Source organism: Cytobacillus sp. FSL H8-0458 (genome assembly GCF_038002165.1).
In the GTDB taxonomy this organism is placed as follows: Bacteria; Bacillota; Bacilli; order Bacillales; family Cytobacillaceae; genus Cytobacillus.
Map to the genome: position 1 here is coordinate 1747003 of NZ_JBBOBR010000001.1, position 14785 is coordinate 1761787.

General features: G+C 44.5%; 15 protein-coding genes. 13 read left to right on the forward strand and 2 right to left on the reverse strand.

Annotation, left to right across the window (positions count from 1 at the left end):
* Positions 1-367: 367 nt before the first annotated feature.
* The 11 genes from NYE23_RS08420 to NYE23_RS08470 all read left to right on the forward strand — a co-directional run bounded on the left by NYE23_RS08420 (position 368) and on the right by NYE23_RS08470 (position 10477).
* On the forward strand, positions 368-490 hold the full coding sequence (locus tag NYE23_RS08420; RefSeq protein ID WP_373682874.1) for a YezD family protein: 123 nt from the start codon (positions 368-370) through the stop codon (positions 488-490).
* Between the two features lie 99 nt (positions 491-589).
* Positions 590-1306 (forward strand): phosphoadenylyl-sulfate reductase, encoded by a 717-nt coding sequence (locus tag NYE23_RS08425; RefSeq protein ID WP_341077019.1) that lies wholly within the window; start codon positions 590-592, stop codon positions 1304-1306.
* A gap of 15 nt (positions 1307-1321) precedes the next feature.
* On the forward strand, positions 1322-2386 hold the full coding sequence (locus NYE23_RS08430; protein WP_341077020.1) for an inorganic phosphate transporter: 1065 nt from the start codon (positions 1322-1324) through the stop codon (positions 2384-2386).
* 26 nt (positions 2387-2412) lie between these two features.
* Positions 2413-3558, forward strand: a complete 1146-nt coding sequence (gene sat, locus NYE23_RS08435; RefSeq protein WP_341077021.1) for a sulfate adenylyltransferase — start codon at positions 2413-2415, stop codon at positions 3556-3558.
* Between the two features lie 13 nt (positions 3559-3571).
* Positions 3572-4171 (forward strand): adenylyl-sulfate kinase, encoded by a 600-nt coding sequence (gene cysC / locus NYE23_RS08440; RefSeq protein WP_341077022.1) that lies wholly within the window; start codon positions 3572-3574, stop codon positions 4169-4171.
* Between the two features lie 160 nt (positions 4172-4331).
* The gene (gene cobA / locus NYE23_RS08445) at positions 4332-5108 is read left to right on the forward strand and encodes a uroporphyrinogen-III C-methyltransferase (RefSeq protein ID WP_341077024.1); all 777 of its coding nucleotides are present in this window, start codon (positions 4332-4334) and stop codon (positions 5106-5108) included.
* Between the two features lie 32 nt (positions 5109-5140).
* Complete coding sequence (locus NYE23_RS08450) at positions 5141-5893, forward strand: sirohydrochlorin chelatase (RefSeq protein WP_341077025.1); 753 nt, start codon at positions 5141-5143, stop codon at positions 5891-5893.
* A complete protein-coding gene (locus NYE23_RS08455; protein ID WP_341077026.1) occupies positions 5874-6494 on the forward strand; it encodes a precorrin-2 dehydrogenase/sirohydrochlorin ferrochelatase family protein in 621 nt (206 codons plus the stop codon). Before NYE23_RS08450 ends, NYE23_RS08455 begins: the two co-directional genes overlap by 20 nt.
* Positions 6495-6582: 88 nt before the next feature.
* Positions 6583-7683, forward strand: coding sequence for a sugar diacid recognition domain-containing protein (locus NYE23_RS08460; RefSeq protein WP_341077029.1), 1101 nt, complete (start codon positions 6583-6585; stop codon positions 7681-7683).
* 118 nt (positions 7684-7801) lie between these two features.
* Positions 7802-9070 carry a GntP family permease gene (locus NYE23_RS08465; RefSeq protein WP_341077032.1) on the forward strand — a complete coding sequence of 423 codons (1269 nt, stop codon included), beginning with the start codon at positions 7802-7804 and terminating at the stop codon, positions 9068-9070.
* Positions 9071-9340: 270 nt separating this feature from the next.
* Entirely contained in the window at positions 9341-10477 is a 1137-nt protein-coding gene (locus NYE23_RS08470) for a glycerate kinase (protein ID WP_341077033.1), read from the forward strand.
* A gap of 98 nt (positions 10478-10575) precedes the next feature.
* Here NYE23_RS08470 and NYE23_RS08475 read toward each other — a convergent pair whose 3' ends face one another.
* Together NYE23_RS08475 and NYE23_RS08480 are read right to left on the reverse strand one after the other, a co-directional pair.
* The gene (locus NYE23_RS08475) at positions 10576-11598 is read right to left on the reverse strand and encodes a DUF1646 family protein (protein WP_341077034.1); all 1023 of its coding nucleotides are present in this window, start codon (positions 11596-11598) and stop codon (positions 10576-10578) included.
* 122 nt (positions 11599-11720) lie between these two features.
* Positions 11721-11885 carry a hypothetical protein gene (locus tag NYE23_RS08480; RefSeq protein WP_341077036.1) on the reverse strand — a complete coding sequence of 55 codons (165 nt, stop codon included), beginning with the start codon at positions 11883-11885 and terminating at the stop codon, positions 11721-11723.
* A 247-nt stretch (positions 11886-12132) separates the two neighbouring features.
* Between NYE23_RS08480 and NYE23_RS08485 the strand changes: the two genes are divergently transcribed.
* Positions 12133-13293 (forward strand): MFS transporter, encoded by a 1161-nt coding sequence (locus NYE23_RS08485; protein ID WP_341077037.1) that lies wholly within the window; start codon positions 12133-12135, stop codon positions 13291-13293.
* A gap of 207 nt (positions 13294-13500) precedes the next feature.
* The gene (locus NYE23_RS08490; protein ID WP_341077039.1) at positions 13501-14754 is read left to right on the forward strand and encodes a methyl-accepting chemotaxis protein; all 1254 of its coding nucleotides are present in this window, start codon (positions 13501-13503) and stop codon (positions 14752-14754) included.
* Positions 14755-14785: the final 31 nt, after the last annotated feature.

The following is a 14785-nucleotide window of genomic DNA, read 5'->3' on the forward strand; positions in this document are numbered from 1 at the left end:
AACGCGTTAAAGAGCTGGATGTTGTATCTCTGGACTAACTGAAATAATCTGCTTCAATGCGAATGATAGACACCACTTATTTAGCAAAAGTCCAAATAAGCTGACTCAAACCCCGTGATCCCCGGATAAACAAAGGCGAATAGACACCTACAAGGTCTGGTGCTTTTCTAACGGTTTTCAGTGAAGAAAAGCCCATTTATCAGATTTTTATAATTTTCTTTAAATAAGTTGTTGACAATTCCTATGGGTATGGTAGGATTAATCTCAACATCACAAAAAACAAACTAAAAAACGTATCCTTTCCTCAACAAAAAAAAGGAGGCGAGCCTCACTGAAACAGGCAGACTGGGAAGAGTTATCTGCTCATTTGAAGCAGATGCTTCAGAGCATTAAATTCGGATCGATCACACTGGTCGTCCAGGATGGCAAGGTCATACAACTTGAGAAGAACGAAAAGGTTCGTCTTCAACCAAATAAGCGCGCTGACTAGACAAACTAGAGGCGGTTTTTCCAACTGATGTATTTCAGGCGGGAAGACTGCCTTTTTTAATTTTAAAAGATTTCTAGAATATGAAAGGAGTACTGCAAGATGAGCACTGCAGTAACATATGAAAATTGGAATCAAATCTCAGATACATTCCCAATTGGTGACAAATTAAAAGGCGCAAGCACTGTATTGAAATGGGCTTATGAAAATTATCCTGAAGATAAAATTGTCTATGCATCGAGCTTCGGAGCGGAAGCCATCGTACTGATTGACCTCATACAGGAAATAAAGCCAGATGCCCATATTGTATTTCTGGACACCGGGCTTCATTTTCCGGAAACCTATGAAGTGATTGACAAAATTGAAGCCCGCTTTCCAAGCCTCAGGATTGAGCGGAAAGAGCCCAAGCTGACACTGGACCAGCAGGCTGCAGAATATGGATCGGCACTTTGGAAAAGGGAGCCCAATTCATGCTGCCAGATCCGTAAAGTGATTCCATTGAGAGAAGCGTTAACACCAAAGCAGGCCTGGATCTCCGGCCTTCGACGGGAGCAGTCCCCTACAAGAGCGAATACTCAGTTCCTAAACAGAGATGAAAAATTCAAAAACATCAAAATCTGCCCGCTGATTCACTGGACATGGGATGAAGTTTGGACTTACATCAGGGAAAAAGAACTGCCCTACAACACATTGCATGACCATGGCTATCCAAGCATCGGCTGCTTTCCCTGTACACAGGCAGTCGATGAAAATGGCGATTCCCGTGCGGGCCGATGGTCTGGCACAAGCAAAACTGAATGCGGCCTTCATACGAGCTAGAAGGAGGATGATACCATGCTTACGATCATAGCGGTCACAGTCGGTTTATTTTTCGCCATGAATATCGGGGCAAGCGGAGCAGCAGCATCCATGGGGATCGCATATGGTTCAGGTGTCCTGAAAAACCGCATGTTAGCTCTTATTCTTTGCGGCTTTGCCGTTTTCTTTGGAGCATGGCTTGGCGGGGGAGAAGTGGTGAAGACGATGGGAAGCGGTATTGTTCCTAAAGAGACCTTCACGGTTGCCATCGCGCTGATTGTGATTGCATCTGCGGCCCTTTCGCTGTTTCTGGCCAATGTATTCGGAATCCCGCTTTCTACCAGTGAGGTGACGGTCGGGTCTGTTGTTGGTGCCGGAATCGTCTACCAATCCGTATTTGCCGGAAAGCTTGCCTGGATCGTCGCATTCTGGCTGCTTACTCCATTTGCCGCTTTTTTAATTGCCATAGCTGCAGCTGCTTTTTTAAAGAGAGACTTTATACAGAACCTGATTAAAAAGCCCAAGGCTGCTTCGATTTTAGCCATACTCGTCGTTTTCATGGGCGTGTTTGAAGCATTCTCGGCAGGCATGAATAATGTTGCCAATGCAGTCGGCCCGCTTGTTGGTGCTGGCATTATGAGCACAGGCAGCGGAATCTTCTGGGGCGGCCTGTTTGTCGCTTTAGGAGCCGTTCTGCTGGGAAAAAAAGTCCTCGAGACGAATGGCAAAAAGATCACCAAAATCCGTCTTGAGGAAGGCTGTGTCATTTCAGGAACAGGAGCTGGAATTGTTACGATTGCTTCCGTTTTTGGAATCCCTGTCCCTTTAACCCAAATCACCACTTCCTCCATCATCGGAATCGGCTTTGTGAAGCAGGGACGGTCAGTCTTCAAGAAGGACATTGTGGTGCAGCTATTAGTCGTATGGGTCGTCTCACCTGTATTATCGATGGTCCTATCCTATACGCTCATCCAGCTGCTCATTGAACAAAATGTATATCCGGTGATTGCCATGGCCGGTGTGCTTATCTCTGTTTTCGGAGTGAAATTCTTAATGAATCAGGCACCAGCCAGTGTAAGGCCGATAACTGAAAAAAAGTAAATCTGAAAAAGAAAGGTTGATGAAAAATGGCTCTGCCGAAACCTCATGGAGGAAAATTAATTCAAAGCTATAATCCAAATTATGACCTGACAGGAATTGAAAAAGAAATTTTATTAGATGCTATCGCCCTGAGTGATCTGGAACTTATAGGTGTCGGCTTATTCAGTCCTCTGACAGGTTTCCTGGCTAAAGCTGACTATGAATCTGTTGTTGATAAAATGAGACTGGCAGACGGAACTATTTGGTCCATTCCGGTTACACTCCCTGTTCAAGCGGAAAAAGCGAAAGAGCTTGCAGCCGGTGAAAAGTTTAAGCTCGTTCACGAAGGTGAAGTATACGGAGTCATCAAGGTATCAGAATGGTATGAGCCGGACCTGAGCAAAGAGGCGTGTGAAGTCTACAAAACTGAAGAGCTGGCACATCCCGGCGTAAAAAGGCTGTTTGAACGCGGCCCGGTTTATGTGGCCGGCGAGGTGACGCTAATTAAAAAACCTGGTAAGGGCGTAGCAGAGGATGTATGGTTCGAGCCTAAAGAAACACGAGCACTGTTTGAAGAAAAAGGCTGGAAAACAGTGGTTGGCTTCCAGACAAGGAACCCTGTACACCGGGCACACGAATACATCCAAAAAGCTGCTTTGGAAACGGTGGATGGGCTGTTTTTGAATCCTCTTGTGGGTGAAACAAAATCTGATGATATCCCTGCAGATGTCCGTCTTAGGAGCTACCGGGTTCTTCTGGAAAATTACTATCCAAAAGAGCGCACACAGCTGGCTGTCTATCCAGCAGCCATGCGATATGCGGGGCCGCGCGAAGCAATCTTCCATGCCATTGCAAGGAAAAACTTCGGCTGCACACACTTCATCGTCGGAAGAGACCATGCCGGTGTCGGCAATTATTACGGCACATATGATGCACAGCATATATTCAGCAATTTTACAGAAGAAGAGCTTGGCATCAAACCGCTGTTCTTTGAACACAGCTTCTACTGCAACAAGTGCGAAGGCATGGCATCTGATAAAACCTGCCCGCACAGCAAAGAAGACCGCGTCATTCTATCCGGCACAAAGGTAAGGGAAATGCTTCGGAACGGAGAGCTGCCGCCATCCACTTTCAGCCGCAAAGAGGTTGTCGAAGTGTTAATAGAAGGCATGAGAGAAAAAGAAACGGTATAAGGGGAGGGTAAACATGACAAAGGCAACCAACATCACCTGGCATGACGCTGCAATTACGAAGGAAGACAGACGGGCACAGAACGGCCACGGAAGTGTGGTCCTCTGGTTTACCGGCCTATCAGGTTCAGGCAAATCAACGATTGCAAATGCAGTATCCCACGAACTGTTCCGCCAGGGCATCAATGAATATGTCCTCGACGGAGACAATGTCAGACACGGCTTAAATAAAGATCTTGGCTTTTCAGAGGCCGACAGAAATGAAAATATCAGGCGCATTGGGGAAGTCGCGAAGCTGTTTGTGGACAGCGGCAAGATCGTCACAACAGCGTTTATTTCTCCTTTCCGGTCAGACAGGGAAACAGTCAGGGCGCTGTTTGAAGAAGGGGAATTTATTGAAGTCTTTATCGACTGTCCGCTCGAAGAATGCGAACGGCGGGATCCAAAGCAATTATACGCAAAAGCCAGACGCGGGGAAATTAAGGATTTTACAGGAATCGATTCCCCGTACGAAGCACCTGAAAGCCCTGAAATTACGGTCCGATCAGACCAGTACACAGTAGAAGAAGCAGTCGGTCAGATACTAACACATTTGCGTGAAAAGAATATTCTATAAAAATCGGGAGTCTCTATTATAGGAGACTCCTTTTCTGAAAAAATAATTCCTACTATTTCACCCTGAAAAATGGTATTATAGAAAACAATCAGATTATCAGCTTAGGAAAAGCGTTAAAGTGCATATATTATAAGACATTACAGAAAGGGCGGGCATGAGAATGACGGGAAAAGTTTATTTAGTGGGTGCCGGACCAGGTGATCCGGACCTGATGACTGTTAAAGGAATGCGCTGCCTGCAGGAGGCAGATGTTGTTCTTTATGATCGTCTCGTAAACCGTGAACTATTATACTATGCAAAAAAAGAAGCCCAGCTGGTGTATTGCGGCAAGCTCCCCAATCATCATGTCATGAAGCAGGAAACCATTAATCATCTGCTCGTCAAATATGCAAAAAAAGGTCTTCAGGTCTGCCGGCTGAAAGGCGGAGATCCATTTGTATTCGGCAGGGGCGGGGAAGAGGCTGAAGAGTGTGCCAATAATGATGTGCCATTTGAAATTGTGCCTGGAGTCACTGCAGGAATAGCAGCATCTGCATATGCGGGGATTCCGGTCACACACCGTACTTTAAGCAAAAGTTTCGCTTTTGTCACAGGACATCAGGCAGGAAACGAAGAAGCCGAACACCAGTGGGCCCATCTGGCACATGCAGTAGACACGATTTGTGTATATATGGGAGTTTCCCATTTGCCTAATATTGTGAAGAACCTTATTCAAAATGGGAAATCACCTCAAACACCGATTGCCCTCGTACACTGGGGAACACTTTCAGAGCAGCGGACCGTTACGGGCACGCTTGCTACTATTGAGAACAAAGTGAAAGAATCAAACATCAAGAATCCCAGCATGATCGTCATTGGGAATGTTGTCGAGATGCACCATAAAATTAATTGGTTCGAAGAGGAAATTTCACCGCATTTGCCTGCTGTCCAAGGGTAGACGTCGGTTTTAACAAAGGGGGATCCTAACTAATGAAGGCGGTCCTGTACATCGGCCATGGCACGCGTTCAAAAAAAGGCGCTAGCGAAGCAAATCTTTTTATCGAGAGTGTCATGAAAAAAGTCAGCACACCTATACAAAAGCTCTGCTTCCTTGAATTAACAGAGCCTGACATTCAGGCAGGGTTTGAATATTGTATCCGGGAAGGAGCCACAGAAATTGTCATTGTGCCACTATTTTTACTTGCAGCCGGGCATATCAAGCAGGATATTCCTGAAGAACTTGCTCCTTTAATAGAAAAATATTCCGGCATCACCGTAAAAATGGCGGACCCATTTGGAGTAAAGGACAGTATCCTAGACGCCATTGCAGAGCTTGTTACAGCAGAAACTCAGCCAATCAGCACTGATGATTCTGTTTTAATTGTGGGAAGAGGCAGCAGTGATCCTTCTATTCTTAGAGCTTTTGACTCTATCAAAACCGGAATTAGCCAGCGCCTCCGTGTGGAAAATGTGCAGGTCTGCTATTTGGCGGCATCTGCTCCGACCTTCCAGGATGGTCTTGATTCCATATGCCAAAAGGTAAGCGGCAATGTGATTGTCATCCCTTATCTATTATTCTCGGGGCTTCTGCTTAGTGAAGTAGTAAGAGAGGTAAATAAGAAAGTAAAGGCAGGCTGCTCCGTCACCATTACTGATACACTGGGAAAACATGCGGCTATCCAGAATCTGGTTGCTGAAAAAGCGAATGAAGAGGTGAATGTAAATGCAGCCGTTATTCATTGATTTAACCGGCAAGAAAATCGTCATTGCTGGCGGCGGCAGAATTGCCTTTCGAAAAGCGAAAACACTTGAAGGAGATAATGCCCAAATAACGTTTGTTGCTCTTGATTTTTCAGAGGAAATCATTCTTCTTGCCAGCCAAAGAGGATATGAACTCATTAAGCGGGAAGCACAGGCTGATGATTTTAAGGATGCTTTTTTATCAATTCTGGCCACAAATGAACGTGAAGCTAACCATGCATTGGCTAAATCGCTGGATTCAGCTCAGCTGGTCTGCGTAGTCGATGAAGCAGGAGAAGGAAATGTAATCTTCCCCGCAGCAGTAAGGCGCGGTCCTCTTCAAATCGCTGTCACCTCCAATGGTGCAAGCCCAAAGCTGACCCGGATGCTAAAAAAACAGCTGGATGAACAATTTGATGAAAGCTGGACAGGATATTCAGAGTTTCTGGGAAAATGCCGTGATTATATTAAAAAGCATTCTATCCCTCCTTCAAAAAAAAATGAACTGCTTGCCGAACTCCTGGATGACCGTTATCGCCTTTCAGAGGATGAGAGGGAACGCAAATGGGCCTACCTGCAGTCGTTGGCAGAAACAACTCCTTAACCGTGTTATGAAGACACGGTTTTTTTATTTATTGTGCAAATTCACTATGGTACATTGATAGTAATCAATCAGGAAGGCGGAGTGTACGGTGCATTTTTTATCCTATGAACTTGCTCAGGAAATAGTGGAGCGCACGATGAAAATTCTCAATAAAAACATAAATGTTATGAATGAAGAAGGCATTATAATCGGATCAGGTGAAAAGGAAAGGATCAATCAGGTTCATGACGGCGCTGTGCTGGTTTTAAAGAATGGTGAAAGTGTGGAGATTGATGAAAAAAGTGCCGCCGGGCTAAAAGGGGCCAAGCCTGGGATCAATCTGCCCATCCGTTTTCATAATGATATTATTGGTGTAGTCGGCATTACGGGTGAGCCCGCGCAAATTAGAAATTATGCCGAGCTTGTTAAAATGGCAGCGGAACTCGTTCTGGAGCAGTCTTTTTTGCTGGAAAGTGTTCAGTGGAAGCAGAGGCTTCAAAGTGAGATCGTGAACCTCCTCATTTCTGATGAACCATTCGATGAATCGTGGTTAGAAGAAAGGGCAGGCTTTCAGGGATATGATATGAATATCCCTAGAACCGCGATTGTTCTCAAGCTCTACGAAGAACTTGGAACTATGAATCAAAAGCTGATCAATGACATTCAGTTTGAATTGGGAAAACAGGATCTGACCGGAGTTACTTTCAATAATGAAATTGTCATTTTAAAATCAGGGAACCATTCAGAACAAAACGCTGTTTTAAAGAGGGTTGCCGGCCTTTCAAGGAGGAAAGCGGCAGTTGGGATAGGAAAGACATCGGAGAAGATAAGCGGTTTAAAGTCCTCCTTTCGGCAGGCACAGCAGCTTACTGTTCTTGGTCCAAGGCTTCAGCCTGATGCTGACTATTACAGCTATGAAAATTATTGGCTCGAGGTGGAGTTATCCATGCTTGGCCTGAAGGATACAGACACACTCTCTTTCTATGACCGGCTCCTGCTGCAGGATAAAAAAGGGGAGCTGGCTCATACTCTTGATGTTTTTATGAAAGATGGCGGGGATCTTGGCAAAATAGCAGACAACTTATTTATCCACCGCAATACCCTGAGATACCGCCTGGATAAGATAACAGAATTAACTGGAAGAGATCCGCGGAATGTGAAGATGATGCTTGAACTGTATGTAGCGAAATTAATCAAAACGCATCAATAATTGTGCATATGCACAATATATTTAAAATTCTGTCCGTTTATTTTCATCAGCATACACAATGAAACATAACGAGCAAACGCTTACAATAGATACATAAATCATCACGGGAGGGCTCATAGTGGATATAACTATAAGCGCTTTAGGCGCTGTAACAGCCTTAGTTACTGCCATACTATTAATCTTAAAAAAAGTTCCGCCTGCTTATGGAATGGTCGCAGGTGCTTTAATAGGCGGCTTAGTCGGCGGAGCAGATATCACGAACACTGTAAATTTAATGATGAAAGGAGCTAAGGATATCATACCGGCGGTGCTCAGAATCCTCGCAGCCGGCATATTGGCAGGTGTTCTGATTGAATCTGGTGCCGCTTCCTCCATTGCTGAAACAATCGTAAAAAAGTTCGGAGAAACCCGGGCGCTCCTTGCCTTAGCGGTGGCAACGATGATCTTGACAACGGTCGGTGTATTTGTTGATGTGGCAGTCATAACTGTATCACCAATCGCCCTGGCTATCGCGAAAAGAGCGAAACTGTCCAAAACAGCCATTTTGCTTGCGATGATTGGCGGAGGGAAAACCGGGAATATCATGTCCCCGAATCCGAATGCCATTGCTGCTTCAGATGCATTTGGCGTACCCCTTACATCAGTTATGGCGGCAGGGATCATCCCCGCTATATTTGGACTTGCTGTCACGTATCTTATTGCTAAAAAATTAGTGAATAAGGGGTCCAAGATTTCAGGGGGCGAAGTCGAAGCAAACAGTCATACAAATCTGCCATTATTTTTTACGGCGATGATTGCGCCGATCGTTACCATTATATTATTGGCGCTTCGCCCGCTATTTGAAATCAATATCGATCCGATGGTGGCACTTCCAGCCGGAGGAATCATCGGGGCCATTGCCATGAAAAAGACCAGAAAAATCAATGAATATGCTATTTCCGGCTTGAATAAAATGTCAGGCGTTGCCATCATGCTTCTCGGAACTGGGACCCTGGCTGGAATCATCGCAAACTCAAGCCTAAAAGATGTGATTATAAATGCGTTAACATCATCAGGTCTTCCAGCGTATCTGCTGGCGCCTGTTTCAGGTATTTTCATGTCAGCTGCAACAGCATCCACAACTGCAGGGACCGCCGTTGCCAGCGGAGTCTTTGGCAGCACGATTTTAGGATTGGGGATATCAGCTTTAGCAGGAGCAGCCATGATTCATGCGGGAGCCACCGTACTGGACCACCTGCCGCACGGAAGCTTTTTCCATGCAACCGCAGGAAGTGTGAATATGGACATGAAAGAACGCTTAAAACTGATGCCATATGAATCGCTTATCGGTTTAACACTTGCCGTTATTTCAACTCTGATATTTGGAGTTTTTAAGCTATTTGGCTAATAACAGGATAGATAGGGGTACGGTCTGGAAAATATGCTCTTACCTGACATCACCGTAGATGCACTCCAAAGACTTAGTGAAATTAAATTGCGTAAAGACGAGATAGCACATCTTATTGTGGCAAAGTGAAAATAAACTGCTCCTAAATACAAGATAGACACCTCTTATTGAGCCAAAGTGAAAATAAACTGCTTCAAAGCCCAAAATAGATACCACATATTCGACAAAAGCAAATTAAAGCTCGTGAATATAAGAAAGGGGAGATCAAGTATGAAAATCGTCATTGCGCCAGATTCTTTTAAAGAGAGCTTATCGGCACTTGATGCAGCGAATGCCATTGAGCGAGGGTTTAAATCGATTTTTCCCGATGCCCAATATAAAAAAATGCCGATGGCTGACGGAGGAGAGGGAACGGTCCAATCGGTTGTAGATGCAACGGGAGGATCGATCATAGAGCGATCAGTTACTGGACCTCTCGGAGACCCGGTACAGGCATTTTTTGGTTTAATGGGGGATGGAAAGACAGCTGTCATTGAGATGGCCGCTGCATCAGGCTTGCATCTGGTTCCTCCAGAAAAAAGGAATCCCTTGGTGACGTCAACGAGGGGAACAGGGGAATTGATCGCTGCCGCAATGGACACAGGAGTTCAGCACATCATAATTGGAATTGGCGGAAGTAGCACAAACGATGCCGGGGCAGGAATGATACAAGCATTAGGCGGAAAGCTTCTTGATAAAACGGGCAGAGAAATCGGCCCTGGCGGAGGGGCGATTGCTGAGCTTTCAGCCATCGACATGTCAAACCTCGATTCAAGGCTTCAGGACGTCCATATTGAAGTGGCCTGTGACGTAGATAACCCGTTAACTGGTCCCAGAGGTGCTTCCGCTGTCTTTGGCCCTCAAAAAGGGGCGACCCCTGGGATGGTTCAGCTGCTGGATCGGAATCTGGGCCATTTTGCAGATGTGGTAGAACATGCCCTCGGCAAACCATTTCGCGATATAGAGGGGGCAGGCGCAGCCGGAGGGATAGGCGGAAGTCTGCTTGCCTTCTTAAATGCTGACTTAAAAAGGGGAATAGATATTGTCCTAGACGCGGTTAACTTTGAGGAAGAAGTAAAAGGTGCTGACCTTGTCATAACTGGTGAAGGAAGGATCGACAGCCAAACGATTTATGGAAAAACGCCGATTGGGGTGGCAAAAGCGGCGAAGAAGTATGGAATACCCGTCATCGGTCTTGCAGGTTCCTTATCAGACGACAGCCATATAGTCCATGAACATGGTATTGATGCGCTTTTCAGCATTGTTCCTGGCGTGATAACCCTTTCGGATGCCTTTGAGAAGGCATCCATTTATATGGAAAATACAGCAAGGAACATAGCTGCAATGATAAAAATGAACAGAATATGATAATTAGAAGCTGTGAGATTCAGCTTCTTTTCTTATAGACAATAATAATATTATGTAAACTAATCAAGATAAATTAAAAAGGACTGCACCCAGTCCTTTCAATTCCCGCTGACTAAAATTAGCACAAAATATCCAATCATCGTTACCAGCCCAATAGGCACTCCGAATACGGCCCACTCTTTACTCGTAATCTGCAGTTTCCCAGCAGCTATGATATTGGGAATATTCCCGGGAATCAGCATTCCACCGCTGATCAAGAGTCCAAGGAGTATGGATTGAACCGTAAAATGATCCATGGATGGGCTGATTTCAGCCGCTGCAAGGGTGGCATTGTCCAATACAGCAGAAATCATATTGATCCAATATAACAGAAGTGGATTTAAACCGATTAAAAAATGATTAATCAGCGGTTCAAAACCGGCTCCGAGCATCGTCAGCCCCATGACAAAAAAATAAATCTTCAAAGCTCTGACAAAAATTTCTTCATAGCTTTCACCGGCAGGCTTCTTGGTAAATGAAGCTTTTCCAGAAACAGGCGGGTTAACTGCAATTGCTGTCATTATGCCGAAGAATACGAGTGCAATGATAATTTGCGGTCCAACCAATTCCATTAAAAAGAAAAAGTCTTCTTTCATTTTACTGATGGCAATGGTGGAAAGCGGTTCGCCAATTGGCGTCAATGCTGCTCCAAGGCCAATCGAAAAGCAGGCGAGTACCGTCAGCCTGACTTCTGAGCTTCTATCAAGCCTTAGGGCACTTATAATTAACACAAGAACCAGCGCAGCGATAATAGCAGTAATGACACTTGAAATTAATCCAAGGAAAATAACAATTAAAGCTGCAAATAACCGAAACGGCATACGCTGGCTTACTGAAAGGATGCTCTTTTCCAGATTTGCCTGAAACCATTTAAAAAAGAGGCCTGCAATAAAGACAGCAAGCGTAATTTTTACAGGCTCCTTTGCCGCTTGTACAAAAAGACCGCTGTTCAGAACTCCGCTTGCGAGTGCTGCTGATAGCCCCATTACAAATAAAAACATCTCCAGATTTTTTTCCACAAACTCAGAAAGAAAAGGCATGACAAGAACGATAATGAAAATAACCACTAATAAATAAATCATAAATCCTGCTCCATTTTGGTTATTTTCCCAGCTTAATCACAAGGAATATTACATGCATATGCATACCCCCGGACAAACTTGCCATAAAAAAATCCCTGCAAGATACCCGCAGGGATAATACCTTAGTTATAGTCATTTAAAACTGTTCCAGTCAGATCGAATTCAGGTTCCATGCTTTTGATGGCATTTGTGTCAATAGGAGTTGTACCGGCCGGCTGTATTTCTTCAATCACAGGGGGTGTCAGCGGGGATAAATTATGACTTTTCTTTGCTTGATTGTCCAACAAATGAATCAACTCCTTTACAGTATTTGTTAATTACATTCCTGTTTTACTGTTATATTCAAACATGTAAATTATGGAAGTTGTCTTAGGGAGGTATTTTTATTTTTTACCAAATAATGATTTCTATGTACAAAAAGGCACTTATTATTTTTAGATTATTCTATCCTTTGAGCTTGCACGGTCAGGTATGTTAAGATGTTATTTTATTGAAATGAAGATAATCGCTAGGATACTAGAGAGGAAGTTCAGCTTGGACAAACGCATCTATTTATTGGCAATCATATCATTTGTTGTTGGAATGGTGGAATTGATTATAGGAGGGCTGCTGGATCTTGTCGCTTCAGATTTGGGTGTCAGCCTTGGTCAGGCAGGTCTGTTGATCACAGTATTTTCGCTCGCCTTTGCGATCGCAGCGCCTGTCCTGCTCACAATGACGGTTAAAATGGAACGCAGCAGTTTAATGATGATATCTTTGGCTGTATTTTTGGCAGGGAACATTGTGGCCGTATTCAGCCCGTTTTACAATGTTTTATTAGTCGGCCGAATTCTGGCGGCAGCAAGCGGCTCACTGCTCATTGCCTTGTGCATGACAATGGCATCGTACATCGTATCAGAAGAATATCGTGCACGTGCGATCGGAATTGTGTTTATGGGAATCAGTGCATCACTTGTGCTTGGTGTTCCCATTGGATTAATGCTTGGAAATGCTTTTGGCTGGCGGGCCCCATTTGTGCTGATTTCAGCACTTACACTCTTATCAATGGCGGGGGTGTACTTCTTTCTTGGGAAGGTTGCTCCAAAACCTGCGGTGCCGATTGGCGTACAGCTTAAAACGCTGAAAAGCAGGAAAATTGCACTGATCCAGATAACATCCTTTTTATTGATGACTGGCCATTTAGCTTTTTACGGATACTTGACACCTTTCCTGAAGATGAATATGGGTCTTGATGGAAACTGGGTCAGCATCGTGTATCTGATTTTCGGGATTGCAGCGGTAATCGGAGGCGGCCTTGGCGGGCACCTGGCTGACCGTTTTGGTGCAAAATCGGTCATTTTAACACTTGTTGCCATGTTTGGAATTACCCTTTTCGCATTGCCTTTTGCCGCTTTTTCCCTGCCGGTTTTCCTTATTACAGTTGTCATTTGGAGTATGCTCAGCTGGGCGGTCACACCGGCCATACACAGCTACTTAATTGAAGTTACACCGGAAACTTCGGATATTCAGCAGACATTGAACAATTCCGCAGTTCACATGGGAATGGCATTCGGCAGCATGATCGGAGGAATCATGATTGAGACAACCTCCGTTGAATACAATGCAGCTGCAGGAAGTATTTTTATAATTATTGCTCTTGGCACAGCAGCTCTTTCCATGGCGAAAAAAGAAAGAAGGACTGCTGAAATAGATTAATTGATGTTAATGCCGGCTTCTGTGGAGGCCGTCATTTTTTTTGAGTAAAGTGACAAACTATTTCAATTATTAAAAAATAAATCTTCAAAATATATTGATATATCTTCCTTTTATCTACTATAATCAAATTGTCTATTGGTACAACATGAGATTATAGGGGGAATTTGGAATTTATTTTATTGAAATAATAATAAAGGAGTCTGTTTCATGAGCCAGTTTAGCTATATTCTCCGTACTTTAATTGTCATTATTCCTACTGTATTGATCATCAGCATTGCAGTATGTGTTGGAAACGGGCTTGAAGGCAGTGCTTTTTGGATGACCATCGGGTTTATTGTCATCCTTGGCACGCTGGCGGGAATATTATCCGCATTTATGAACTACCGCAAGTTTATTGCACCTATCAGCAAAATTAATAGATTTATTGATGAACTTGCAGATGGGAACATGTCCACAAGGCTGGACGAAAAATCAGTAGGCCAGCTTGGTTCGATTGCTTCAGCATTGAACCATACTGCTTCCGTCTGGCAGGAGGTGCTGAATAAAGTGGTCCTGGCTTCGGATGAAGTTACACAATATGCCCAGCAGCTATCATCAGGAGCCCAGCAGACAAATATGGCAACAAGCCACATTGCTGAGGTGATTGAAGAGATTGCTGCAGGGGCAGACAATCAGGTCCACGGAGTCGGAACGGCTTCCAATGTCATTATGCAGATGTCTGAAACCTTGACACAGGTGGCGGCAAGCTCAGAACAGGTGACAGAGCAAATCAATGATTCACTGGAAAAAGCAAATCAGGGTGATGCATCCATTTCCACGGCGGGCTGCCAAATGAATTCCATCCATGTAAATGTACAGGACTTATCCAATGTGGTAAAAGGCCTTGGCCAGCGTTCACAGGAAATTGGAAAGATTATTGAAGTGATTACAGGCATTGCTGCTCAAACGAACCTTCTGGCATTGAATGCTGCCATCGAAGCGGCACGTGCAGGGGAACAGGGTAAAGGCTTTGCCGTTGTAGCGAACGAGGTGAGAAATCTCGCTGAAAAATCGGCGGAATCCACCCTGCAGATCAGCCAGCTGATCTCAAAAATTCAGGAAGAAACCCATCAGGTTGTCCAAACCATGGATACTGTCAATCATGAAGTAACAGAAGGCATGGAAGTCATGAAGGGGGCAGGGGATTCCTTCAAACAAATCCGTCAGTCTGTCAGCATGGTGACCAATCAAATGCAGGAAGTCGCTTCAGCCATTCAGCAAATGTCTGCCGGTTCCCAGAAAATGGTCGAGTCCATGGATGAGATAACCCATGTGGCAAATGAATCCGCCATGGCTACACAAAGTGTACTGGCATCAACTGAAGAACAGGCTGCATCCATGGAGGAAATATCTCTTTCTGCCGACCACCTTACGTTCATGGCCGAGGATTTGAAAGGGTTAATCAGCAGGTTTAAGTTATAGAGTTTAGGTCTAGAAACCTAGACTCTTTTTA

What these genes read in the sequence shown, in the direction of transcription:
- NYE23_RS08425 (WP_341077019.1), top strand. Translation starts at nt 590, where the DNA reads ATGAGCACTGCAGTAACATATGAAAATTGGAATCAAATCTCAGATACA.
- NYE23_RS08430 (WP_341077020.1), top strand. Translation starts at nt 1,322, where the DNA reads ATGCTTACGATCATAGCGGTCACAGTCGGTTTATTTTTCGCCATGAAT.
- sat (WP_341077021.1), top strand. Translation starts at nt 2,413, where the DNA reads ATGGCTCTGCCGAAACCTCATGGAGGAAAATTAATTCAAAGCTATAAT.
- cysC (WP_341077022.1), top strand. Translation starts at nt 3,572, where the DNA reads ATGACAAAGGCAACCAACATCACCTGGCATGACGCTGCAATTACGAAG.
- cobA (WP_341077024.1), top strand. Translation starts at nt 4,332, where the DNA reads ATGACGGGAAAAGTTTATTTAGTGGGTGCCGGACCAGGTGATCCGGAC.
- NYE23_RS08450 (WP_341077025.1), top strand. Translation starts at nt 5,141, where the DNA reads ATGAAGGCGGTCCTGTACATCGGCCATGGCACGCGTTCAAAAAAAGGC.
- NYE23_RS08455 (WP_341077026.1), top strand. Translation starts at nt 5,874, where the DNA reads ATGCAGCCGTTATTCATTGATTTAACCGGCAAGAAAATCGTCATTGCT.
- NYE23_RS08470 (WP_341077033.1), top strand. Translation starts at nt 9,341, where the DNA reads ATGAAAATCGTCATTGCGCCAGATTCTTTTAAAGAGAGCTTATCGGCA.
- NYE23_RS08475 (WP_341077034.1), bottom strand. Translation starts at nt 11,598, where the DNA reads ATGATTTATTTATTAGTGGTTATTTTCATTATCGTTCTTGTCATGCCT.
- NYE23_RS08490 (WP_341077039.1), top strand. Translation starts at nt 13,501, where the DNA reads ATGAGCCAGTTTAGCTATATTCTCCGTACTTTAATTGTCATTATTCCT.